The organism is Mobiluncus porci (genome assembly GCF_009695935.1).
Taxonomy (GTDB): Bacteria; Actinomycetota; Actinomycetes; order Actinomycetales; family Actinomycetaceae; genus Mobiluncus; species Mobiluncus porci.
Window position 1 is genome coordinate 1 of the sequence record NZ_VUMY01000019.1, and the last position, 25,195, is coordinate 25,195.

Annotated in this window: 17 protein-coding genes and 1 riboswitch; of the genes, 13 read left to right on the top strand and 4 right to left on the bottom strand. The window is 56.6% G+C overall.

Annotation, left to right across the window (positions count from 1 at the left end):
- Positions 1-540 precede the first annotated feature (540 nt).
- Both FYJ63_RS09375 and putP read right to left on the bottom strand, forming a co-directional pair.
- Positions 541-4,050: a bifunctional proline dehydrogenase/L-glutamate gamma-semialdehyde dehydrogenase gene (locus tag FYJ63_RS09375; RefSeq protein WP_154546061.1), complete on the bottom strand. Its 3,510-nt coding sequence runs from the start codon at positions 4,048-4,050 to the stop codon at positions 541-543.
- Between the two features lie 16 nt (positions 4,051-4,066).
- Positions 4,067-5,722: a sodium/proline symporter PutP gene (putP, locus tag FYJ63_RS09380; RefSeq protein WP_154546063.1), complete on the bottom strand. Its 1,656-nt coding sequence runs from the start codon at positions 5,720-5,722 to the stop codon at positions 4,067-4,069.
- Positions 5,723-5,848: 126 nt separating this feature from the next.
- Here putP and FYJ63_RS09385 point away from each other — a divergent pair, with 126 nt between their 5' ends.
- Positions 5,849-6,904, top strand: a complete 1,056-nt coding sequence (locus FYJ63_RS09385) for a TerC/Alx family metal homeostasis membrane protein (RefSeq protein ID WP_154546073.1) — start codon at positions 5,849-5,851, stop codon at positions 6,902-6,904.
- Between the two features lie 30 nt (positions 6,905-6,934).
- Positions 6,935-8,596: a cell wall-binding repeat-containing protein gene (locus tag FYJ63_RS09390; RefSeq protein ID WP_338106901.1), complete on the top strand. Its 1,662-nt coding sequence runs from the start codon at positions 6,935-6,937 to the stop codon at positions 8,594-8,596.
- Positions 8,597-8,609: 13 nt separating this feature from the next.
- On the opposite strand, the gene FYJ63_RS09395 is transcribed toward FYJ63_RS09390, so the two are convergent.
- Complete coding sequence (locus FYJ63_RS09395) at positions 8,610-9,575, bottom strand: bile acid:sodium symporter family protein (protein ID WP_154546075.1); 966 nt, start codon at positions 9,573-9,575, stop codon at positions 8,610-8,612.
- Between the two features lie 118 nt (positions 9,576-9,693).
- Positions 9,694-9,981 carry a YciI family protein gene (locus FYJ63_RS09400; protein ID WP_154546077.1) on the bottom strand — a complete coding sequence of 96 codons (288 nt, stop codon included), beginning with the start codon at positions 9,979-9,981 and terminating at the stop codon, positions 9,694-9,696.
- 108 nt (positions 9,982-10,089) lie between these two features.
- Between FYJ63_RS09400 and uvrA the strand changes: the two genes are divergently transcribed.
- The 11 genes from uvrA to FYJ63_RS09455 all read left to right on the top strand — a co-directional run bounded on the left by uvrA (position 10,090) and on the right by FYJ63_RS09455 (position 25,132).
- A complete protein-coding gene (gene uvrA, locus FYJ63_RS09405) occupies positions 10,090-12,924 on the top strand; it encodes an excinuclease ABC subunit UvrA (RefSeq protein WP_338106902.1) in 2,835 nt (944 codons plus the stop codon).
- A gap of 30 nt (positions 12,925-12,954) precedes the next feature.
- Positions 12,955-13,079: riboswitch (FMN riboswitch) on the top strand.
- A gap of 83 nt (positions 13,080-13,162) precedes the next feature.
- The gene (locus FYJ63_RS09410) at positions 13,163-13,966 is read left to right on the top strand and encodes an ABC transporter permease (protein WP_154546079.1); all 804 of its coding nucleotides are present in this window, start codon (positions 13,163-13,165) and stop codon (positions 13,964-13,966) included.
- A gap of 18 nt (positions 13,967-13,984) precedes the next feature.
- Complete coding sequence (locus tag FYJ63_RS09415) at positions 13,985-15,073, top strand: ABC transporter substrate-binding protein (protein WP_154546081.1); 1,089 nt, start codon at positions 13,985-13,987, stop codon at positions 15,071-15,073.
- Between the two features lie 109 nt (positions 15,074-15,182).
- On the top strand, positions 15,183-16,478 hold the full coding sequence (locus tag FYJ63_RS09420; RefSeq protein WP_154546083.1) for a methyl-accepting chemotaxis protein: 1,296 nt from the start codon (positions 15,183-15,185) through the stop codon (positions 16,476-16,478).
- Between the two features lie 211 nt (positions 16,479-16,689).
- A complete protein-coding gene (gene ruvA, locus FYJ63_RS09425; protein WP_277027968.1) occupies positions 16,690-17,274 on the top strand; it encodes a Holliday junction branch migration protein RuvA in 585 nt (194 codons plus the stop codon).
- The gene (ruvB, locus tag FYJ63_RS09430; RefSeq protein WP_407717231.1) at positions 17,274-18,320 is read left to right on the top strand and encodes a Holliday junction branch migration DNA helicase RuvB; all 1,047 of its coding nucleotides are present in this window, start codon (positions 17,274-17,276) and stop codon (positions 18,318-18,320) included. The genes ruvA and ruvB overlap by 1 nt, the downstream gene beginning before the upstream one ends.
- A gap of 65 nt (positions 18,321-18,385) precedes the next feature.
- Positions 18,386-18,877, top strand: coding sequence for a preprotein translocase subunit YajC (locus FYJ63_RS09435; protein WP_277027971.1), 492 nt, complete (start codon positions 18,386-18,388; stop codon positions 18,875-18,877).
- Between the two features lie 44 nt (positions 18,878-18,921).
- Positions 18,922-21,081 carry a protein translocase subunit SecD gene (gene secD / locus FYJ63_RS09440; protein WP_277027973.1) on the top strand — a complete coding sequence of 720 codons (2,160 nt, stop codon included), beginning with the start codon at positions 18,922-18,924 and terminating at the stop codon, positions 21,079-21,081.
- Positions 21,078-22,193, top strand: a complete 1,116-nt coding sequence (gene secF, locus FYJ63_RS09445; RefSeq protein ID WP_154546087.1) for a protein translocase subunit SecF — start codon at positions 21,078-21,080, stop codon at positions 22,191-22,193. Before secD ends, secF begins: the two co-directional genes overlap by 4 nt.
- Positions 22,190-22,729, top strand: a complete 540-nt coding sequence (locus FYJ63_RS09450; RefSeq protein ID WP_154546089.1) for an adenine phosphoribosyltransferase — start codon at positions 22,190-22,192, stop codon at positions 22,727-22,729. Before secF ends, FYJ63_RS09450 begins: the two co-directional genes overlap by 4 nt.
- A gap of 99 nt (positions 22,730-22,828) precedes the next feature.
- Positions 22,829-25,132, top strand: a complete 2,304-nt coding sequence (locus FYJ63_RS09455) for a RelA/SpoT family protein (RefSeq protein ID WP_154546091.1) — start codon at positions 22,829-22,831, stop codon at positions 25,130-25,132.
- Positions 25,133-25,195 lie beyond the last annotated feature (63 nt).

Sequence of the window (25,195 nt, forward strand, 5' to 3'; positions counted from 1 at the left end):
TTCGCAGTCCACCCAAGCTCTAACAACTCCAACGCATACTCACGCACAGCCGAACCAGACCACCTACCACCCAAGAGCGCAACTCCCTTCCAAAAAAACGTTGCACTCATCATCTGACACCGCAATAGTGGCAGTGCGGGCGAAATTCTCCTGGGTTTGGACCGGTGAAACGCGAACATGGGAGGGTTATAAAGGGTTGGGATGTTTTTTCCGGCTACGCCTGGGGCAGAAACGGCTTCGTCAGCTGCGTAGACACCGGGTCGGACCTCTCAGCTTGCAACTTTGCTTTGCAAAGTTGCGCGCCGCTTACTTGGCCTCGGCAATGCTCGAGCGACCTCGGCATTGCGCTCGACCTTCGTCGCGGTGGCGTAACGAAGTGTAGTCAGAAGGGTCTGACCCATTGTGGCGGAGTGAAATTGCTTAAAAACAGATTCGCCGGCTGGTCAGACCCTTTGGCTTCGTTCGCGTTGCTCACTTCGCCAAGAGGTCTGACCCGCCGGCTGCACTTGGTCCGACCCGCCGGCTTCGCCAGGCTAGGTATTAGTAGTCGACGACGCGGTCTTCCAAGATGCCTTCGGTGATTGGCGTGGGATCGCCGAAGCGGTGGTTCGTCAAAGCCACGGCCTGCTCGTGGAAGAAGGGAATCATCTCGACGTTGCCGGCATAGGTCACCGGATGATCCCAGATCGCCACGTCCACATTGCCTTCGATGGCCGCCGCTACCTTCTCCTTGGTTTCACCGATGATCCGGATGCGCCCGTCATAGCCGGCTTCTCCCTTGGCCCAGAGTTTCGCCCAATCGAGCCAAGCGGTCTCGTCTTGTTCCATGACGCTAACGCCATGTTTGGCCGCGAAACTCGCCAAGCCCGAGGGCAGAGCCGTCGCGCAAGACAACATGATCTGGGAGCCAACCAGGAGACCGGCGTGAAGCACGCGCGCCACTTCCCAGGGCTGCGCCTCCGGTCCCACGCGCAAGACCACCGGAACGGGGAGGCAGCGGAAGATGTTGCGCTCCACACCAACTTGGGAAGGATCGCGCAGCGTGTTGATCTCGTTGTTGTAAACGAACTCGTCGCTCGCCAAGGACTTGGCCAGCTTCTCATCCGCGCCAAGTTCCTCGCCGAGATCGAGGATTTCGCGAGCCAAAGACCCGCTAGCCGACCCCGAAATCTTTGATAAACCTGCATCGTCGGGCGACCATTCGCCGAGCGCGTAGAGGTAGTTCGGGCCGCCGGCCTTGGAACCGGCCCCAACCACGGAACGCTTCCAGCCGCCGAAAGGTTGACGGCGGACAATCGCGCCGGTGATTCCGCGGTTGATGTAGGCGTTGCCGACTTCAACGTGGTCGAGCCAGTACTGAATCTCACGCGGATTCAAGGAATGGATTCCGCCGGTGAGACCGTATTCCACCTGGTTTTGGATTTCGACGGCTTCCTCCAAAGTGTCACAGCGCATGACTCCCAAAATCGGGCCGAAGTATTCCACCAGGTGGTATTCGCTGCCGGGTTCCACGCCGGCACGCACCCCGGGGCTCCACAACCGCCCGGAATCGTCCAACTTGCGGGGCTTAATCGCCCAGGTCTGATCCGGCTCAAGCTGGGTCAAACCGCGTAGGAGCTTCTCCCCGGGTTGTTCCACCACGGGACCCATCTGGATTCCGAGATCCCAGGGGTAGCCGACGTGGAGAGACTTCACGGCATCAATGAGCTGGTGGTGGAAACGTTTAGACACACCGACAGTCCCGACGAGAATCACCAAAGACGCCGCCGAACACTTCTGGCCGGCATGGCCGAAAGCGGAACTCACCACGTCTTTCACCGCCAAGTCGAGGTCAGCAGAAGGCGTGACAATAATCGCGTTCTTTCCGGAGGTCTCTGCCAAGAGACCGAGGTCGGGACGCCACGAGCGGAACATCTGGGCGGTCTCAATCGAACCGGTCAAAATCACCCGCTCAACTCGCGGATCGGTCATCAAGGTCTTACCCAAATCGTGATTCGCCAAGGTCACGAGCTGTAAAACCTCCCGAGGAACCCCCGCCTCCCAGAGACACTCGGCCAAAAGCGCGCCACAGCGACGCGCCGGCGTTGCCGGCTTCAAGATAACCGGAGACCCCGCCGCCAAACCGGCAATCGTGGAACCTCCGGGAATCGCCACGGGGAAGTTCCACGGGGGAGTGACGACCGTGATCTGGGCGGGAGTGAATTTGGCTCCCGCGACCTTTTCCATGGTTTTCGCGGATTCGGCATAGTAATGCGCGTAATCCACTGCTTCGGAAACTTCGACATCGCCCTGGTCAAGAGCCTTACCAGCCTCGGAGCCCATGACCTCGATGAGATCGGCGCGACGCTGACTCATGATGACGCCGGCGTGGTGCAGAATCTCGCCGCGTTCCGTGGCACCGAGAGCCGCCCACTTCTTGCCACCCTCCTCGGCGCGAGCGAGAACCTCCTGGAGTTCTGCTTCGGAAGACACCTTCGAAGCGTTGACGGTTTCCACCCCGAGCTTCGAGTCTTTCATCTTTGCCGCAATCTCCTCGGCCCACTTCACGTTGGCGGGCAGCGAAGAATCCGAGTCTGGAACGTTCTTGAACTCCCATTCACCAGCAGCGTTCTTCTGCTGTGACTCGATTTCCTCGGCGGTTTCCTGAGCGCGGTCTTGGTGACGCCTCGGGCCAAACTCGATGTCGTTGGCGATATCGATGGCGTCTTGGAAGCGGTTCAACTCCCGATTCAACATCTCCTCGGAAGTCGTCAAATCGAAGGCGGCACTCATGAAGTTTTCGGGAGCCGCAATCTCCTCCAGGCGACGCACCAGGTAGGAGATGGCCACGTCGAATTCCTCGGGGTGAACCACCGGCACGTAGTAAAGTAGCGGACCGGTGTCCTCAGCGACGGCCCGCGCCATCGAGGAGTTCATGCCGGTGAGCATCTCGAACTCGCAGCCTTTCGTCTCGAAGACCCCGCGCTTGTTGGCGAGTTCATAGGCGAAACCGGCGGTAAAGACGTTCATGCCCGCCACGCCGATACGAATATTCTTGGCGTGTTCAGCGGTCAAGGCGTAGTTCAAAATCCGGATATAGTTCGCGTCCGTGTGGGCCTTGTCCGGCTGGGTGGTCATCGGCCAGCCGTGCATCTGGGCATCCACATGCTCCATCGAGAGGTTGGCGCCTTTCACGACACGCACTTTGATGGGCGCCCCACCCTTCTCGACGCGCTTCGCGGCCCACTCTTGGAGGTCAACCATGGCATCCAAAGAATCCGGCAGGTACGCCTGCAACACGATACCGGCTTCTAGCCCCTGCAAATCCTCGTGTTCCAGCAAGCGCTTGAACACGTCGATCGTCATGTGGAGGTCGTGGTATTCCTCCATATCCAAGTTGATGAACTTCTTCGGGGAGAACCGATTTGCTTCGCGGTATAGCGGCAGGAGATTCTCCACCGCCAGTTCCACCATGTTCTTGTAATCCCAGGGAATATGCGGGCCGGTTACGGCCGAGACCTTGATGGACACATAGTCCACGTCATCTCGCTGTAACAGGTCAACCACGTCGTTCAAGCGTCGTTTCGCTTCCTTTTGACCCAAGACGGCCTCACCGAGGAGGTTCATGTTCAACCGAGACCCGTCGGCGCGAAGTTTCCCGATGGCGGTCCCGAGGGACTTATCGGTTACGTCGATAGCGAGGTCACCAACCAGCTCGCGGAAAACCCGACGCGCGGCCGGAACCGCCACCTCCGGAAGTCCGGCCCCCATGGCGCCACCGTAGATGGCGGGGAGTTTCAGGTAGGTGGGGAGGAATTTCGGGGGGATAGATTTCACCAAAGCGGCAAGGTTTTTACCGGCAATCTTCTTGTCTTCCGGACGGACCACCTCGTCAACAAAGGCGACCGTGAAATCCAGGCCCTTCGGATCTTTCAAGGTCTTCGAAAGGAGCTTGGAGGCATAGTCAATCGGGTATTTCTTAGATTCTTCGACCCATTTCTTGGCGCGTTCAATCGCCAATTCTCCAACTTCCCGCAGTTCGGCAAGCTCTTGTTCATTGAGAGTGTTCAACTTTTCTCCTTTAATCCTAGTTGTGATTTTCTTGAGTGAAGGGGACGTATTCCTTGGCCTTCGCCATCTCTATCGCCTTGTCGAATTCGGCGTCGATCTCCGGATTCGGCTGGTAGGTGAGTATCGAAACAACATACGCGACCAGCCAGCAGAGCACAAAGCCCGGGAGGATTTCATAAATCTTGGTGTCAACGATGGTAGAGAACTTCCCATTGTTGAGCAGGTAGTGCCAGAGGACTACCACGACCGCTCCGGTAATCATGCCCCACAGGGCTCCCTGCGCGGTGAGTTTACGCCACCACAGCGACAGGATGATGATCGGACCGAAGGCTGCCCCGAAACCGGCCCAGGCGAAGGACACGATGGCGAGAATCGAGGAAGAAATGAAGCTGGTGGATTCTTTCGCGTTCCAGGCCAAAACCACGGCGATTACGGTAACGATGAGAACCACCACGCGACCCATCGTGACCCCGAGGTTCGATTCGCGAACCGTCTTGTCACCGATGGTGATTCCGAGGTTGACTTCTTTCACGTTGTGCTTGGAGAAGGAGTTGTAGATGTCTTCCACCACGGCCGAAGACGTCACCAAGAGCTGGGAGGAAACCGTGGACATGATGGCGGCGAGGATGGCAGCCAACATGAAGCCGGCAATGAGCGAGGGGAAGAGGGTCTGTCCAGTCACCAAGAAGATGGTCTCATCGTCAGCGCCATCCATATTGATAATGCCTTGAGCGGCCAAAGAGATACCGACCATGGCCGTACCAATCGCCCCAAACAGCGACAGTGCCATCCAGATAGCCCAAATTCGGCGCGCCTGTGTGGTTTGCTGGGGGGTCTTCAAAGCCATGAAGCGGACAATAATGTGGGGCATCCCGAAGTAGCCCAAGCCCCAAGCCAGGCCGGTGATAATGTCGCGCGGGTCAACGTTGAAGACCAGGGAAAGCATTTCCTGGTCGGTGGCCGCTCCCTTGGCGGCAACATCAAGGGCCACTTGTTCAAAGCCGCCGGCCATAATCAGGCCCACAATCGGAACCGTGACCAGGGCGATAACCATCATCAAGCCCTGCACCATGTCGGTCCAGGACACCGCGAGGAACCCGCCGACCAAGGTGTAGAGCACCACGATGGAAGCCACAATAATCATGCCGGTTTCGTAGGGGATTCCGAAAGACGAGTCGAAGAATTTGCCGCCGGAAACCAGGCCAGAGGCCACGTAGAGCGTGAAGAAAATAAAGAAAATGATGCCGGCGGTCACCCGAAGTGCGTTGGATCTGTCGCGCAGACGGTTGGAGAGGAAAGACGGCACGGTAATCGAGTTTTGAGAAACTTCCGTGTAGGTTCTAAGCCGAGGAGCCACAATCCACCAGTTGATGTAGGCCCCCACGGTCAGTCCGATTGCAATCCAGGACTGGACTAGGCCCGCTGCGTAGAGGGCGCCGGGAAGACCCATCAACAGCCATCCCGACATGTCGGCGGCGCCGGCGGAAAGCGCGGCCACCAGAGGATTGAGCTCACGACCCCCGAGCATGTAGTCATCCATGGTGGAGGTGCGGGTGTAAGCCCAAATCCCGATGATGATCATAGCCGTGAAATACACAATCATGGCGATGGCCACACCCTGGGTGCCGCTGAGGACCTCGGCGGTGGTGGGAACAATGGTAAATAGGTTCATATTTTCATACCTTTCTAGAACGGGTCGGGGAAGCGACAGCGCATCCGCGGACGAGTCGTTGCTTTAGTATACCGTGAAGCTTCCATGACGCGAATATTACCCATGATCTGCTAGACTTAAGTCGCTATGCATGTACCATTAATTGCCTGGATTATCCTCACTGTCGTCATTATCGGCATCTTGACTTTTGACTTCTTCGGCCACGTCCGGAAAGACCATTTTCCTTCGATGAAAGAGTCCGCGATTTGGACCTGTATCTATATCGGGATTGCTTTGAGCGCCGGTGTCGTTATTGGGCTGACCCTGGGTTGGGATTTGGGTGCCCAATATTTTGCCGGCTGGGTGACGGAATGGTCGCTGTCTCTCGACAACCTTTTCGTATTCGTTATCATCATCGCCGGTTTCAGCGTACCGCGGGAAATTCAACAAAAGGTCATTGCGGTTGGGATCACTTTGGCCTTGATTTTCCGACTGGTCTTCATTCTCTTGGGCTCGGCGCTAATCGAAAACTTTTCCTGGATTTTCTATATTTTCGGGGCGTTTCTCCTTTTCACCGCCTACAAGCAGGTCCGCGAAGGCGTCGGGGCGGATGAGGACGAGGCCGAGGATTCGGAGGAATACGAGGACAATGGTTTCGTGAAACTCGTGCGCCGGATGCTGCCGGTGACCCCTAATTTTGTGGGCCACAAGTATTTGCATCGCCATGAGGGCAAACTCCACATCACTCCGCTTTTGCTGGTGGTGATTGCGGTGGGTTCCGCAGATGTCATGTTCGCAGTGGATTCCATCCCCGCTATTTTCGGTCTCACCAACGAGGCTTTCATCGTTTTCGCCGCGAACGCTTTCGCACTGATGGGACTGCGTCAGCTCTACTTCCTCATTGAAGGGTTGATGGAGCGTCTGGTGTTCCTCCACTTCGGGCTGGCCGTCATCCTCGGATTTATCGGCGTGAAACTCCTGATTCACGCGCTGGCTACCAATGAACTGTGGTTCATCAACTCCGGTCTTCCTTTCGAGAATCTTCCCGAGCCGACCATCCCGTTCTCCCTCGGTTTCATCGTGGTGACCTTGGCTCTTACCGCGGTAACCTCGCTGATAGCAACGCGTCACAAGGCGAAAAAAGCCCAAAAAGCGCAGCAGGCTGCTGGTGAGACTTCCGAAGTTGAAGCCGCAGAGGCTTAATAGTTCAACGTTTTGGCCGATGGGTGGATAGTGAAGAAACTACTGTTTGCGGTCTTGGCGGGCTTGGGAATACTGTCCCTGGCGGTGCCGGCGGGGGCCGTCACCCCGCCGAACCATCCCGACGGCTCCACCACCCCTTGGGCGGTGCAGCTAGCGATTATGGATACCCAAGACCAAGGCTTTGTCCACTGCAGCGGTTCGATAGTTTCCTCCCTTTGGGTTCTCACCGCGCGCCACTGCGTAGAAAATCCGGTGATGAGCGAGGCCTACGCTGACGTGGGGGCGGGGCCTTCCTATGAATTTCCCTACCGCCTCACCGAAATCGTGAAGCATCCGTCCTACGATGTCGCCTTGGTGAAACTTGACCATTCTCCGCAAAGGCCATCCCTAGCGCTGGTTGACGCTCCAGTTGCCCCCGGAAGTAACGCCACATTCTACGGTTTCGGAGGTTCGGATGTTCTCACGGAAGCCTTGGTACAGGTAGTCGGGACGAGCTGGGACGGTCACCTGTTCGCACGTTCTCCCTCCGGGGTGAAGACCGTCGTCGGGGACTCCGGCGGGCCACTGGTCAGTAATGGCAAGATCGCCGGCGTGCTGTCGGCAGCAGTCACCTACCCCTATGAGTCATTTATTCCCGAAGACTATAAGTTTGTGCCGAGTTCCGTGTTTCGGGATTGGTTTTTACAAACGCTCGGTTTAGCGCCCTCGCCGCAGAATCCGGCTCCTGCGGGACCCGCCAACCCTGCGGCGAACCCGACTTCCGTCCCCGTGCCTACCGTGCCGGTGGCCCCGAACCGTATCGCCGGATCTAACCGTGTCCAGACCTCCCTAGCGGTGTGGCAACAGGGCGGATTTATCAGCAATGCGGTCGTTATCGCTACCGGACGAAACGCTGCTGACGCGCTCGCGGCCGGACCGCTGGCAGCCTCGATGAATGCGCCCCTGCTCCTATCTACCGCCGCGACCATTGAACCCACCACGGTTGCGGAGATTCTGAATCGGGGGATTCGCGAAGTTTATCTTGTGGGGGGTGGATTACAATTCGACCCGAATTCTGTGGCGGCTCTCGGGGGGCGGGGGATACAGGTGCATAGCCTGGCGGGAGCCGACAGGTTCGAGACTGCTGTTTTGGTGGCGCGAACTGCCATTGAGAAGTGGAACCTCCAAGGTCGTCTTATTAACCCGATTTTCTTAGCCGATGGAATCAATTTTCCCGATGCTTTGAGCGCGGGGGCCGCCGGAGCAAACCTTTACGGCGTCGTTTTACTGACCAATAGTCATTCGATGCCTCCAGCGACGGCTGCCTTCCTCGGTTCCCGCGCCGCCAGTTCCCCTAGGCTTTATGCCGTAGGCGGGCCGGCCTACCAGGCCTGGAACTCCAGCCAGCCCGGGGGAATACCGGCGGTGGGACTCGTGGGGGCGAATCGCTACCACACCGCTGCCCTGCTGGCCGCGAATCTCACCCCCTACACTACGAGCGCCCTAGTCGTCTCGGGAGTGAATTTCCCCGATGGCTTGTCAGCAGCGCCTTTGGCGGCGCGCCGAAACGCGAGGCTCTTGTTGACGAGCCCCTCGCAACTCCCGCCCGAATCCGGCACCAGCCTCGCGACCCTCACGCAGCGCCAGTCCTCCCTCGTCGTGGGAGGGGCGGGTGCCGTCTCGGATGCGGTGGCCTGGGCGGTGCTCGGCTAGTAGCTGTGTTCGGCTAGGGGCGGCGCGAAAGTTTGGTGGCGAGAAGCGAACACATCAGTAACTGCAACAAATGCAGGAGCATTATCGGCACCATGATGTGGCCCACCTGGTTGGCGGGAAAAATGATGAGAGCCATCGGGAGACCGGTGGCGAGAGATTTTTTGGAGCCGCACATCAACAGGGCAATCCGATCTGCCCGCGGCATTTTGAAAAGACTGCCGAAAACAAACCAGGTGAAAATGAGCATAATCCCGACGATGACCACGGCATCTAAACCGATGACGAGGAAGTCTCGCGGGGAGACAGTGTCCCACAGACCCTGGAGCTTGGCCGAAGACACTGCGGAGATAACGACCAGGTAAATCGTCCCCTTATCGACGATTTTCGTCACAATCGGGTGGGTGCGCAACCAGCTTCTCGTCCAGCGTCCCGAGAGTTGTCCGAGTACGAAAGGCAGGAGAATCAGCAAGGCGATATCGCGCAAAGTGGTGAGTGAAATCGTGGTGCCCTTTTGGAGAAACAACATCACCAGCAGCGGGGTGAGGAAAGTGCCGAGGAGATTGGAAACCGTTGCGGCGGTGACGGCTCCGGGAACGTTGCCACGGGCAATAGAGGTGAAGCCGATGGAGGACTGGACTGTGGAGGGAAGGAGTGTCGTATAGAACATTCCGAGGGCGAAGCCGGCTCCCAAGAGGCGCCCGATGAGGGCGTGGTTCAACAGCCCTAGGAGCGGATAGATGACAAAGGTGGACAGGAGAATCGCCACCTGGAGACGGAGATTCTTTAGTCCCCCGATGACTTCTTCCGAGTTCAACTTTGCCCCGTAGACAAAGAACAACACCACAATGGCCCAGTGGCTCACTGTGGCGAAAAAATCGACTGCGGGAGAAGGGAGGGGAACGAAAATCCCCAAAATCATAATCGCGAGTAGCGTCAGGACGAACCAGTCGAGACGGTTCAGGGCTGGGAGAAATTTCATATTTGTTTTCAATGGCTAGTTTGGGATGTGGTGAACTCCGCAATCGCGGGGACGGTTCCACTTTGCTTCATTCGCCTTCGCGCATTGCGCAGAGCCGAAACCGTCCCCGATTGCTCCGCTACGCTACTTCCCCGACGGTAGGATTCCATTTGTGGGTCGCGATGTTTTGGACAATACCTGCAAGCTGGTTAGGGTCTTGCTGGAGCCACTCGCGAGCCTCCTCGGGGTTTTCCGTGTTCAGAAGCAGGAGCGCCCCGGGAGTTTCCGGTTCCTCGACCCAGGCGCCGGCAAAAGTCAGCTTGCCTTCGTCCTGGAGTTGGCTCATATAGGCCAAGTGTTTGGGGCGCAACGCGGCGCGGTCAGCTTCGCGGGCGGGATCATAGGTGTAAATCACGACGGTTTTCATGGTTTGATTCTAAACCTCGACGAGGAAGGGTGGGGACACCTGCCATATGACTCACGCGGGGAGAGTCCCCGAATCGCGGGTTTTTCCGCGGTGGCTTAAACTGTACGGGTGAAAGATAAGATTTTGGTTCACGGGGCTCGCGAACATAACTTGAAGAGCGTAGATGTGGAGTTGCCCCGAGATTCGTTGATTGTTTTTACCGGTTTATCGGGTTCGGGCAAATCATCCTTGGCCTTCGACACGATTTTCGCCGAAGGGCAGCGCCGCTACGTGGAGTCGCTGTCTTCCTATGCGCGCCAGTTTTTGGGACGGATGGATAAGCCGGTGGTGGATTTTATTGAGGGGCTGTCTCCGGCGGTTTCTATTGATCAAAAATCCACCTCCCACAATCCGCGTTCCACGGTCGGAACCATTACGGAAATCTATGACTATCTGCGGCTGCTGTTTGCCCGCGCCGGAGTCCAGTACTGTCCCGTTTGTGGAGAAAAAATCCAGGCCCAAACCGCCGAACAAATCACTAACTGGCTGATGGATTTGGAGGAAGGCACCCGCCTCGAGGTGCTGGCTCCGGTGATTCGCGGGAGAAAAGGGGAGTACGCCGAGCTTTTTGCTGACCTCGCCTCTCAAGGTTATTCCCGCATCCGCGTGGACGGGGAAACCCACCGGCTCGAGAACCCGCCGACCTTAGAGAAGCAGCTCAAACACGACATTTCGGTGTCGATTGACCGCGTAGTGATCCGTGACGGATCCCGCTCGCGGGTGGCTGACTCCGTAGAAAACGCCTTGAAACTTGCCGACGGTCTTGTCGTGCTGGATTTTGTGGACCGAGCCGAGGACGACATGGAGCGGACTCGGCGTTTTTCCGAGAAACGGGCGTGCCCGAATAACCACCCGCTCAGTTTGGAAGAAATCGAGCCGCGAACGTTTTCTTTCAATGCGCCTTACGGGGCTTGTCCGGATTGTTCCGGTATTGGCTCTCGTCTCGTGATTGACCCCGAACTGATTGTGCCCGACACGGATTTGACGCTGCGGGAAGGGGCGGTGAGCCCTTGGTCAAAGTCTAAAGACACGATGCAACGCATCTTGAAGGCGCTGGGAGATGAGGAGGGCTTTGACCTCGACACCCCGTGGAAAGACCTTCCACCGGAGGTTCAGGAGCATCTCTTGTGGGGCAAAAACTATCGCATCAAGGTGAAATACCGCAACCGGTGGGGTCGCGAACGCGTGTATGCCACCGGTTTCGAGGGAGCCGCCCAATATATTCAACGCAAATTCGACGAGACCGATTCGGATCTCGCGAAAGCCAAATATGAAGGCTATATGCGCGACGTGCCCTGTCCTACTTGTGAGGGGCGCCGACTAAAGCCAGAAGTGTTGGCGGTGCGAGTCGGGGAGTTGAATATCTCCGAACTGTGTGATTTATCTATCGACCGGGCGCGGCAGTATCTGCTTGACGTGAAACTCGAAGGTATGGTGAAAACCATTGCCGAACCGATTCTCCAAGAGGTAGATGCCCGACTGGCGTTTTTGCTCGATGTGGGTCTGAACTACTTGACGCTCTCGCGCGCCGCAGGGACGCTTTCCGGAGGGGAAGCCCAGCGGATTCGCCTCGCGACCCAGATTGGTTCGGGTCTCGTCGGGGTGCTCTATGTTTTAGATGAGCCGTCAATTGGCTTGCATCAACGCGATAACCAGCGGCTCATCGACACTTTGAAGGGCTTGCGCGATCTCGGCAACACCTTGATTGTGGTGGAACACGATGAGGACACTATCCGCGCGGCAGACTGGATTGTGGATATTGGGCCGGGAGCCGGCGAAGCCGGAGGTCATATTGTCCACTCGGGAACCGTCGGGGAGTTACTAAAATGCAAAGGTTCTATTACCGCGGATTATCTCTCGGGACGCCGCCAAATCGAAACCCCCAAAAAGCGACGCAAACCCGATAAGAAACGTCAACTCACGGTTGTGGGGGCGCGGGAGAACAATCTCCAGGATCTCACGGTTTCCTTCCCGCTCGGCTTGTTGACGGCCGTAACCGGCGTGTCCGGGTCGGGAAAATCTACCCTCGTGAACTCTGTTCTCTACCAGGCACTGGCTCGGGATTTGAATCACGCCCGGACGGTGCCGGGGCGACACAAGCATATTGAGGGGCTTGAACACCTGGACAAGGTGATTCACGTGGATCAATCCCCGATTGGGCGCACTCCGCGCTCCAATCCGGCGACCTATACCGGCGTGTGGGATCAGATTCGTAAGCTCTTTGCCGATACTCCCGAAGCGAAAGTCCGCGGCTACGGTCCGGGACGATTTTCCTTCAATGTCAAGGGAGGGCGCTGTGAATCCTGTCGCGGAGACGGCACCTTGAAGATCGAGATGAACTTCTTGCCCGATGTCTATGTGCCTTGCGAGGTGTGTGGGGGAGCGCGCTACAACCGCGAAACCCTAGAAGTTCACTACAACGGGAAGAATGTGCGTGACGTTCTCGATATGCCTATCAGTGAGGCCGCCGAGTTTTTCTCCGCTTTGCCGGGGGTTTCGCGATATTTGAATACTTTGACTTCGGTCGGCTTGGGGTATGTGAAACTCGGGCAGTCCGCGACGACGCTTTCCGGCGGGGAAGCCCAGCGGGTGAAGCTTGCCTCTGAACTCCATAAACGCACCAACGGGCGGGCGATCTATGTTTTGGATGAGCCCACGACGGGACTTCATCTCGAAGACATCCGAAAACTCATGGCGGTTTTGCAAGGGCTCGTCGAAAAGGGCAACACCGTCATCGTGATTGAGCACAATCTCGATGTCATCAAATGTGCCGACTGGGTGATAGACCTAGGTCCAGAAGGCGGAGCCGGAGGTGGGACGGTTGTGGCGCAAGGAACGCCGGAGGCTGTGGCGAAAGTGAAGGCGTCCTACACCGGGCAATACCTTGCGAAAATCTTGAAGTAAAGTTCGGACTACGTCCCAGGTGTTATACTGATTTTGCTCTGGGGGCTGTGTAAGTCAGCACCGGCGGTAAAGTCCGCGACCTCCCACCAGATGTGGGAGCTGAGCTGGTGAGATTCCAGCACCGACGGTTAAAGTCCGGATGGGAAGAGCCTTTTGACCGCGTCCGCGGAGGATTTCTGCGTGGCGGGTTATCGTTCTTACCCCAGGTAGCCTAGCGGCTGGAGCCGAAAGGGTAAGGATGTCCTTCTCGAGTGCTAATGCGAAGACGGTAGTCTCTCGCCGTGACACGCTCGGGATTTTCGATATCTTCGCCCCCATTGTTTTCGGTCTCGTCCTGCTGGGTGCCTGGATTGCAGTGACCACGCTCGGGAAGATTCCGGCGTTCATTTTGCCAACCCCGCAGGCGGTGGTTCGCGCCGCTATGGAATTGTTCGCGTCTGCCACATTTTGGCCATATCTGGGGAACACGCTGGCAGAAGCGATCGCCGGAACCGTTCTCGGCCTCGTTGTGAGCCTGCCTTTGGCCTTCACGATTCATCACCTCCCCTGGCTCAATGCCGCGGTGCAACCGTTCTTGGGAGCCTCCCAAGCGGTTCCGGCTGTGGCTTTGGCGCCACTGTTGCTGATTTGGCTACCGGCATCTTTCCTTGCGATTGTCGTGCTTTGCGCCATCATGGTGTTCTTCCCGATTCTGGTTTCCACCACGGTCGGGTTGCGTCACCTGGAGGGGCACATCCTCGAAGCCGCGATGCTTGATGGAGCCGACACCTGGCAGTTGTTGAAATACATGGAACTGCCGCTGGTGTTGCCGGGCCTGATGGGTGGAATCCGCAACGGGATTACGCTGTCCATCACCGGTGCGGTGGTCGGGGAAATGGTTATCGGAGGCCACGGCATGGGCACTCTCATCACTTTACAGTCGCACAATGTTGACACGTCGGGCATGTTCGTGAGCCTGTTCACAATCTGCACGCTCGCTGCCGGCATCTATCTTGCGGTCTATCGCCTGGAGCGTCATTCCAAAACCGTGAACGCGGTTTGATAAGTGAGAGGTAAAGATATGTTCAAGAAATTCTCTGGATTGCTGGCAGCTCTGGCAGTGTCTGCTTTAGCCTTGAGCGGTTGCACTAGCGGGGCAAGCCCAACCAACTCTACTGACTCGAGTTCTCCCACCATCACCGGTGGACCTTTAACTCCGGATGTTGCTGTCACTATTGGCCTGACCTATATTCCAAACATTCAGTTCGCGCCGTTCTATGTCGCGAAAGAGAAAAAACTCTTTGATTTGGCTGGATCGAAAGCACCGGTTAACCTGCGCCACCACGGAGCCGACGAGGGACTGTTCAACGCGCTACTAAGCGGGAAAGAAAACTTTGTCGTGGCCTTTGGCGACGAAGCGGTACAAGCGGCTTCGCAAGGCATGGAACTCACCACCGTCGGGATTCTCTATCAACGCTATCCGGTAGTGGTGATAGCCAAAGCAGATTCCGGCATCAAGACGTGGCAGGATTTGAAAGGGAAAACTGTCGGTTTGCCGGGGAGATACGGTTCAAACTGGTTCGGGTTCCAAGCCGGTCTCAATGCCGCGGGGTTGACCCTTGATGACGTGAAAGTTTCCGAAATCGGCTACACCCAACAGACCCAGCTCACCACCGGAAAGGTCGATGCGGTGGTGGGATTTTCCAATAACGATCTCGTGCGTTTCAACTTGGCCGGAGTGAAGGTGACGACCCTGGCGCTTCCCGAAAATACCCCGCTTGTGGGAGCCGCGATTGTTACCACCGAGGATTACGCGAAATCTAATCAGGAGATTTGCCAGGGAGTGGTTGACGGAATGGCTGAGGCAGTCAACCTGATTAATGAAAATCCCGAGTTGGCGCTTACCGAGACGCGAAAATATGACGAGACCTTGACCAACGAGGCTTCACTCGAAGCCGCAAAGCAGGTTCTCGCAGCCACTAATGAGCTCACGAAAATCCCGAACTATGATCCGGAAAACCCCGGCAAGGCATCGCTTCCGAACCCCAAACAGTTCCGGGACATGATTGCGCTACTCGATAAAATCGGCGCCCTGTCAGACCAGGTTGACCTCACGAAACTCGACGATGCGGGTCTGGCCAAAATCGTGTGGAGCGGGTCAAAGCGCTAATTTTTCTAAGCATTTTGGCGAAAACTGCCTTATGTTATAGCGAGAGTTCAATTCGGATACTAAAGTTAACCTAAGTGTTATATCCGAATTGAGTGGAGGGCTGAGGCTGATGAGTGATACCAACACGTCTAAGACGCGGTTGGACAGCGGGGAAAAAGAATTTCGCGCAGGTTGGACGCTGACGAAAAAACTCCTTATGAACGGGGTCATCACGATTTTTTCGGCCTGCATGGTGGCCGGATCCACCACTGTTTTCCTCGTGCTCATCTCCCTGGCCCTCCAAAAAGCTCGCGGGACCGCGAGCGCTAAAGAGACCTTGACGTCCCTTGATGAAGCCCAAAATTTGCTTTCTATGGGAATCATCGTCGTGATTGTGACAGTCATTTTGGCTTGTATTTTCGTTATGGGACCGATTGCCATCGTCATTTTGCAGGTCACTAAACAGATTCGCTCCTTGGACGCCTCGGTCGAGGCCCTCTCGAAAAGCAACTTCACCGTGCTTCCCCAGGTTCTCGGCAAGGACGATTTGGCTGGAATGGCGTGGAAATTGCGTCAAACCATTAGGATTCTCTCCGATACGATGGCGACGGTGCAAAGCGCCGCCGAGCGGGTGGATAGCGCGGCTAGCGAGCTGGGTGCGTCTTCAACCAGCTCCGACAAGGCCGCGCAAGCCACCTCTACTACTCTCGGCAATGCCTTGGAGAAAACCGAGAGAAGCCGCGCGGTCACAAATGACGCGGACGAAGCCCGTACGGAGCTCCAGGAACAGATGGTCGTGATGAGCGGAGCTTCAACTAAAGCGGGGGAGTTATCCGAGCGCGCGGTAGCGGCGGTGCAAACTGCCAGTGACTCGGTGTCGGCTTTAACATCAGCGGCCGACCAGATTTCAACAGTGGTAAATACGATTGCGGATATTGCCGAACAGACCAACCTGTTGGCTCTGAACGCCACCATTGAAGCGGCTCGCGCCGGAGAGGCCGGCAAGGGCTTTGCCGTGGTTGCTGACCAGGTCAAGTCGCTTTCTACCGAAACCGCAGGCGCGACTGCGGATGTCTCCACCAAAGTCCAGTCCATCCAGGACTCCACCGCTTCGGCCGTCGCTGAGATTGAATCCATCTCCCAGGTGGTAGAGGAGATGGCGGCGGTTCAAAATGAGATTGCTAGTGCCCTTATTGCTCAGGATGCTTCTGCAAGGCGCTTGATGGATTCTCTCGGGCAGATGGACACGTGTGTCGGGAACATGACCGGACTCATGAATGAGGCCGTGGAGTTGTCGGGGGAGAACACCAAGGCCGCCAGCGATGTTTCCCAGACGGCGGCTTCCCTCTCGCGGCAAGCCGAGAAACTCCATATCCTCGTCAGCAGGTTCACCTTCGAAGGACACGAAGCCACATTTAAATGCTAAGTTCGGCTACACCGGGGGTCAGACCCTTTGGCTACATTCACTTCGTTCATTACGCCAAGAGGTCTGACCCGGCGGCTTCGCCTCTGCGGGGGAGGTCTGACCCGGCGGCTTCGCCTGACCTGGCGGCTTCGCCTCCGTGTGTCGCTGAGCTTAGCGCCACCCGCCTGCGATAGAGTACATATGTTCGAATTAATTATTGAGGGGTGAAACCGTGATTGCACTGGTGCAAGGTGAGGTCGTGTCCAAGGGGATAGACCGCGCGGTAGTGCTGGCTGGGGGGATTGGCCTGGAGTTTTTTGCGGCTCCCGCGACGCTTGGCAGTTTAGTGGTCGGTCAAACCGCAAGAATCCACACTTATCTCGTGGTGCGCGAAGACGCGCTGACCCTCTACGGGTTTTCTCAAACCCAGGAACGCGAGACCTTTGCCACCTTGATGGGAGTCAAAGGTATCGGCCCTAAACTCGGGCTGGCGACCCTCTCGGTGTTGTCCCCAGCTGAGCTGGCGACAGCCGTGGCGAACCGTGACATTGTTACTCTGCAAAAGATTCCCGGGGTGGGAAAGAAATCCGCCGAGAGAATGGCCATCGAAATCGGTGACAAGCTCGGTATCGTCCCCGCCACCGGCGCGACCGCCGTCAAGGCAACGAGCGGATTTAACGCGGAGACGGTGGTTGAGGCGCTGACGAATCTCGGTTGGAACCAGGCCCAAGCCACCGAGGCTGTGAACTCGATCGAAGCTACGGATGCCGCAAGCGCGTTGCGGGAGGCATTGAAATATTTGGGGAGTAAGAAGTGATTGACGAAGAAGATAACTTTTCTTATGAACAGCGGCTGGTGGACCAGGGGTCAACCGACCAGGAGCGCGCCGCCGAGGCGGCGTTGCGCCCGAAGACCCTCGCGGATTTCATTGGTCAAGACACCGTGAAAACCCAGCTCAAACTGGTTTTGACCGCTGCGAAAGAACGCGGAGACGCCGCCGACCATGTTCTCCTCGCGGGACCTCCCGGCCTCGGGAAAACCACGCTCGCGATGATTATTGCCGGAGAAATGAACACCTCCTTACGGCTCACCTCCGGTCCAGCCATTTCTCATGCGGGAGATTTAGCCGCAATTCTTTCCTCCCTACAGGAAGGTGACGTCCTCTTTATTGACGAGATCCACCGGCTCGCTCGTCCCGCCGAAGAGATGCTTTACCTCGCGATGGAGGATTTTCGCGTGGATGTAGTGGTCGGTAAGGGTCCGGGAGCCACCTCGATTCCCCTGACTCTGCCTCCTTTCACCCTGGTCGGGGCCACAACTCGCGCGGGACTCTTGCCCGCTCCCTTGCGGGACCGCTTCGGTTTTACCGCCCACATGGAGCCCTACCAGCCTGAAGACCTCGCGCTGATTGTGAAACGTTCCGCGACGCTCCTGGGGGCGAAGATCACCGAAGAGGCGGCGGGTGAAATCGCTCGGCGGTCTCGCGGTACTCCTCGCGTTGCCAACCGTCTCCTGCGTCGTGTCATTGATTTCGCCTTGGTCAATGGGCATGACACTTGTGACCTGGAAGCCGCCCAAGCCACTCTGGAACTGTTTGAAGTTGATGAGATGGGATTGGACCGGCTCGACCGCGCCGTTCTCCACGCCATTGTGGAACGATTCCGCGGGGGACCGGTCGGGGCCGGAACCTTGGCGGTTTCGGTGGGTGAAGAACGCGAAACCATTGAAGAAGTCGTAGAACCGTTCTTGGTGAGGGCGGGACTCTTGGCGAGAACCCAGCGGGGACGAGTCATCACTCCGAAAGGATACGACCACTTGGGGCTAGCGGCGCCCCAGGATAATGCCCTTTTTCCCCTGTCTTAGTTTTCGTTTTTCGTCTCTAAGCCTTAGACTTTGTTAGTTGCAATTTTCAAGTGAAAGGTTGATTTGTGCTTCTGACGCTAAACACAGGCACTACCGGACAGAGCCCGATTATGACCTGGGTGGTCATGATTCTCCTCTTCCTGGGCATGATTATCGTGATGCGACGTTTCGGCAATAAGCGGGTCGCTCAGATGGAAGAGCAACGCGAACAAATGAAATCCGAGATGGTACCCGGAACCTGGGTTCGCACTACCTCCGGCTTTTTCGGAAAGATTGTCGAAATCTCGGGCGAAGTTGTGACGCTAGAGAACATTACCGGAGATGAAACCCTGTGGGATGTGCGGGCCATTGCTGAAGTCAAGGAACCGAATTTTGGTAACGCTTTTGAAACTTCCTCCGAAGAAACCCAGTCCTCCCCAGAGAAAACGGGTCAGACCTTCAGTGAAAACGCGGTAGCGAGCGATGAGACTTCCATAAACGGCAAAGTTTCGGAAGAAACCTACGGCTCTAATCTCGATGAACCGGAAGACAAAAATCCCGAGGAAACTAAGCTCTAAATCAGGCTTTTATCATACGCAAACACGAAAGTAAGGATCAGTAAGTGGCTGGGACAAAACCGAAGAACAAGGCCTTGCGCACGTTAATATTATTCATCGTTATCCTGTTGGGTTTGGGGGGAACGTTCGTTGGGTCGAATTTTTTTTCCGACGCGACGTGGACGCCTAAGTTGGCTATCGACTTGGAGGGCGGCACCCAGCTCATCTTGACCCCGAAGAAAACGGAAGACAAGGGCGGAGCGATTTCGGCTGAGGACATCAACCAGGCTATCGAGGTTATTCGTCAGCGCGTGGACGCCTCCGGTGTGGCCGAGGCAGAAATCGTCCGTAACGGTAACGAAAATATTGCGGTAGGTCTTCCCGGCACTCCTTCGGAAGAAACCTTGAACTTGGTGCGTTCCTCGGCAGTGATGCGTTTTAGGACGGTGCTGTTGTCAACCGTGGGCAACATGACCATCAACGATGACCCCGCGGCCACTTTGGCGCAAGTCACCGGCTCCGCTGCTCCGGCTGGCGCTCCGGCAGCGCCGCAACAGGTTCAGGTGGGTGAAGGCAACAATACCGTGACCGTCTCACCGACGCCGGTTCCCTCTGAAACTGGCACCACCCAGGCGCTACAGACCCAGACCGATCCGAATGCTACTCCGGCTCCCGTGACTCCCGAGGTGACACCCCAGCCGGCCGTGACGCCGACCGGTTCCGCGACTCCGGATTTGGCACCGGCTCCGACCGCTCCGGCTGCCCAGCCATCAGCCGCCATCCCCTTTGATGAACTCATGAAAGAGGCCGAAAAGTATCCCGATACTCCGGCGGGAGCCTCTACGGTTGTCAACGACCCGAAACAGATTACCGTTCGAGATATGTTCATTTTCAACCACCTCGACTGCACCGACCCGGCTTCACTAAAGGGCGGCTCTAATGATGACCCGAAGAAGAATCTCGTCACCTGCGATAAGAATGGTCAAGAGAAATATATTCTCGGCCCCGAGGTCTTGTCCGGAACGAATGTGACCTCCGCGTCTTCCGCAATGGGGCGTAACCAGCAGGGTAACGCCACCGGTCAGTGGGAAGTTGATTTGAAGCTTGATTCTGAGGGTGCCAAGAAGTTCGACGAGGTAGCTAAGGTTCTCCACCAGTCAAAGAGCGCTTCGCCAACCGGCGGGAATCCTGACAGTAACCGATTCGCGATTGTCCTCGATACTTTGGTTGTAAGTGCCCCCGGTGTAAACGAGCCCGTTTTCAACGGTTCGGCTTCGATTTCAGGTTCCCTCACGCGGGAAACCGCCGCGACCCTCGCCAACCAACTTCAGTTCGGCTCGCTGCCTCTGAACTTTGAAGTCCAGTCCGAGCAGCGCATTTCCGCTACCCTCGGCGGGGAACACTTGAAGGTCGGTTTCTACGCCGCCATCATCGGTTTGCTTCTCGTCTGCCTGTACCTGTTGTGGCAGTACCATGCCCTAGCCGGTCTCGCTACCGCCTCCTTGATTCTGGCCGGTGTCATCACCTACCTCGTGGTGTCGATTCTGTCCTGGGCCATGGGCTACCGCCTCTCCTTGGCCGGCGTGGTCGGTTTGATTGTGGCGGTCGGTGTCACCATGGACTCCTTCATTATCTACTTCGAACGTATCCGTGACGAGGTTCGTGACGGCAAACCGCTCGCCATCGCGGTGGAAACCGGCTGGAAGCGCGCCAAGCGCACCATCGTGGTTTCCGATATTGTGAACTTGGTTGCTGCAATCGTGCTCTATGTTTTGGCCGTGGGTGGGGTGCAGGGCTTCGCCTTCACTTTGGGTCTAACCACCATGGTTGACCTCGGCATTATCTTCCTGTTTACCCACCCGATGATGAGCCTCTTGGTGAAGACCCGCTACTTCGGGGAGGGCCGGAAGTTCTCCGGTCTTGACCCCGTCCACTTGGGTGCCTCCAGTAACCGTATCTACCTGCGTTCTTCTGGAACTACAGTCAACTCCAAAGCCAAGAAGAAGGTGGTCGCCTCCGTCGCGGCTCCGACCGTGTCCCTGGCTCGCCAAAAGGCAGGTCTTCCCCAGGAAGATGAAGAGGTTGCGACTGAGGAAAAAGAGGAGACAGTTTCGGAAGAGACCGTGGAAGAGACCCCAACAGAAGTCACCGCTTCGGAGACTGTGGAACCGGAGGACACGACCGAAAAAGCAGCATCCCCCGCGGGAGAGGAGGCCACCAAATGATGAGCTACGCCCAATGGGGTAACGCCCTCTATTCCGGCAAGAAGTCTTACCAGATCATCAAGAATCGCCGGATTTTCATCGGAATCGGGTTGACGTTTATCGCCATCTCCCTGATTGGTTTGGCCATTTTTGGAATCAACCCGTCTATTGACTTCAAAGGCGGCACCGACTTCACGGTGACAAACACGGCCACCAACCCGCCCCAGCAGCCCGCCTACGATGCCTTGAAAGCCGCGGGAGTGACGGAAAACCCGAAGGTGTTCCAGATGGGCACCAACGGTTTGCGGGTGCAGACCAGCCAGCTCCCGATTGAAACGGAAACGATAATCCAAGGCGAACTGGCTAAAGCCTATAAGGTCGATGTCAAAAACGTTTCTAAGGGCTCTATCGGGCCGTCCTGGGGCGCTTCCGTGTCCCGTCAGGCCGCGATTGGTCTCGCCGTCTTTATGGGGCTGATTGCGCTCTTGTTGATGTCCTATTTCCGGACCTGGACGATGGCCGCCGCCGCCCTGATCGCTTTGATGCACGACTTGCTCATTACTGTCGGGGTGTTTGCTTTCACCCAGGTGGAAGTGACACCGGCTACGATTATCGGCTTGTTGACCATCTTGGGTTATTCGCTCTACGACACGGTGGTCGTGTTCGACAAGATTCGTGAAAACACGAAGGACATGTTGAACCAGTCGCGGTCGAAATATGATGAACTCGCGAACCTTTCGATCAACCAGACGATGGTGCGTTCCATCAACACCTCCATTACCGCGATTTTGCCGGTGAGCGCGATTCTGTTCCTCGGTTCGCTTCTCTTGGGCGCTTCGACTTTGCGCGATATTTCCATGCCGTTGTTTATCGGCATGATTGTCGGGACGTTCTCCTCGATCTTCATCGCCACCCCCTTGCTGACCATTATTCGCGACCACTCGAAGGTCATTCAAGACCACAACAAGAAGGTAGACACGGCTCGCGCCAAGGCACTGGAGGACGGCACAGCGAAACTCAACGAAGACGGAACCGTGGCACTCCCGACCGCGGCCAGCGTGGCGGCGCCCATCGTTCCGGGACACCACCTGGGGCAAACGGCGCAGCCGAAACGAAAGAAGAACAAGAAATGACCCCTGAATTGAATCCCGAACTGGGCGACATCATCAAGTCGCATCTGAAGTCCTACGCGGATTTCCCGCATTCGGGGATTCTGTTTCGGGATTTTTCGCCCTTGCTGGCTTCCGGGGAGCCTTTTGCGAAACTCATCGCGGGACTCGCCGACCACTATCGGGGCGAGATTAATGCGGTTGCCGGACTGGAATCGCGCGGGTTTATTCTCTCGGCCCCCCTCGCGGTGGCTCTCGAAATTCCGATGATTATGGTTCGGAAAGCCGGCAAACTTCCCGGAGACATCCTTCGCGAATCCTACGATTTGGAATACGGCAGCGCCTCCATCGAAGTCCAACCCGACACGGTGGCCGGTCTGGACAAAATCCTGGTGATTGATGACCTGTTGGCTACCGGTGGCACCGCGGAAGCTTCCGTGAAACTGCTTGAAAAAGCCGGCGGGAAAGTGGTGGAGATTCTGGTTTTGATGGAACTTCAGGCGCTGCACGGCAAGGATGTTTTGGGAGATATTCCCTACCACGCTTTGCTGGAGCTGTAGGGTCAGCAAAGAGAACAGCCTCCCCTGACGGTTTCTCAAGCTGGCTACTTGCACGGTCAAGGATACCCGTTTGACCTCGAAAACTATTAGAATCAGTCTATGACTGACCAAGCCGTGCCTGAGGTTGACCGCGGGGCAGCGATTGCTATTTCCCCGCTGGCCTGGCTGACGCGCGGTCCCAAGAGCGTCCACCGCGAACTCGAGCCGGTGATTCGCGCCGTGAAAGAGGCTCATCCCAAGGCCAATTTTGCGCTGATTGAACGCGCCTATGCCACGGCCGAACACTACCATCGCGGCCAGTTCCGGAAATCCGGCGAGCCCTATATCACCCATCCGGTTGCAGTGGCGACGATTCTTGCTGAACTGGGGTTGAGCGAAACCACGGTAGCGGCCGGACTGCTACACGACACGGTGGAGGACACGGATTATTCTCTCGACGAATGTCGCAAGGACTTCGGGGAGGACATCGCGAATCTCGTTGACGGGGTCACCAAACTCGACAAGGTGAAATACGGAGATTCGGCGCCTGCGGAAACCATTAGGAAAATGATTGTGGCCATGGCGAAAGATATTCGCGTGCTGCTCATCAAACTCTCCGACCGCCTCCATAATGCCCGTACTTGGCGGTATGTCTCTAAAGAGAGCGCGGCGAGAAAAGCCAAAGAGACCCTGGAGATTTATGCGCCTCTGGCTCATCGGATGGGTCTGAATGCGATTAAATGGGAGCTGGAAGACTTGTCTTTCAAGACGCTCTACCCCCAGATTTATGACGAAATCGACCGGCTGATTGCTGAAACTGCCCCGAGCCGTGACGAACAGTTGCAGGAAATTATTTCCACTATTGAAAAAGATCTTCGCGACGCGCGCATCAAGGGAGTTGTGACGGGGCGGCCGAAACACAACTATTCGATTTATCAAAAGATGATTGTGCGTGGGCGAGATTTCAACGATATCTATGACCTCGTCGCGGTGCGTGTTTTGGTGGACACGGTGCGGGACTGCTATGCCGTTTTGGGGCTGATGCACTCTAGGTGGTCTCCGATGCTCGGGCGGTTTAAAGACTATATTGCGATGCCGAAATATAATCTCTACCAGTCGCTACACACGACCGTTATCGGCCCGAAGGGTAAACCGGTAGAGATTCAGATTCGGACCTATGAGATGCACCGGCGTGCCGAGTTTGGGATTGCGGCCCACTGGAAATATAAGGAGAATCCCAACGCGAAATCCCTCAAGAAGAACGCGGGTTCCAATGTTCTCGATTTGGAAAACGAGATGGGGTGGCTGCGTCAGTTGGTGGATTGGCAAAAGGAGACCCAAGACCCCGGGGAATTCCTGGATTCCTTGCGCTATGAAATCAACTCCGCCCAAGTTTATGTTTTCACCCCGAAAGGCCAGGTACAGGTGTTGGCGGCGGGAGCCACTCCGGTAGATTTTGCCTATTCCGTCCACACCGAAATCGGGGACCACACGGTGGGAGCGAAAGTCAATGGGCGGCTGGTGCCCCTCGATTCGAAACTCGAAAACGGGGATACGGTCGAAATCTTTACGTCGAAGTCTCCCGAGTCAGGGCCGAGCCGCGACTGGTTGTCTTTCGTAGTCACCCCGCGAGCGAAGTCGAAGATCAAGGCGTGGTTCTCTAAAGAGCGTCGTGAAGAATCCATTGAGAAAGGCCGTGACGCGATTGCCCGCCAGCTTCGCAAACAGAGCCTCCCGATTCATAAACTTGCCACTCACGACTCGCTAGACCTTCTCGCCAAGGATCAGGGCTTACAGAATGTTGATGGGCTCTATGCGATGGTGGGAGATGGGCATATCAGTCCCCAAAGTGTTGTGGAACACTTGGTGAGCTTCGCCGGGGGAGTGGAGCCGGAGGACAATGAGCTAGAGGAAGTCACCCAGGAAGCCACCACACACCGACGCAAGAGTGGCTCGTCATCGTCCGGAATCCTGGTAGATGGGTCTGATGCAGATGATATGTGGGTGAAACTCGCCAAGTGCTGCACTCCTGTTCCCGGGGATGACATCATGGGGTTCGTCACCCGCGGACACGGGGTTTCGGTTCACCGGGTGGACTGCACGAACGCTAAGCGGCTGTCGAAGGATCATCAAGAGCGAATTGTGAAGGTTGAGTGGGCTGAACACCCCAAGAATGCCTTTATGGTGCAAGTCCAGATTGAGGCGCTAGACCGTGAGGGGCTGTTATCCGATGTGACGCGGGTATTGTCGGAAAACCACGTCAGTATTATTTCCGGCAATATTTCCACCACCCACGACCGCGTGGCTTATTCGCGGTGGACTTTCGAGTTGGCTGAGCCCAGCCATCTCCAGCATATCCTCAATGATCTCACCGACATTTCCGGCGTTTACTCCGCCCAGCGCGTCACCCCCGGAACAAAGTGACAAGGGGACAGTTTCACCTCAAGTAGAATCGTCCCTGTTGGCTTCGGCGCGTCACCACGTCCC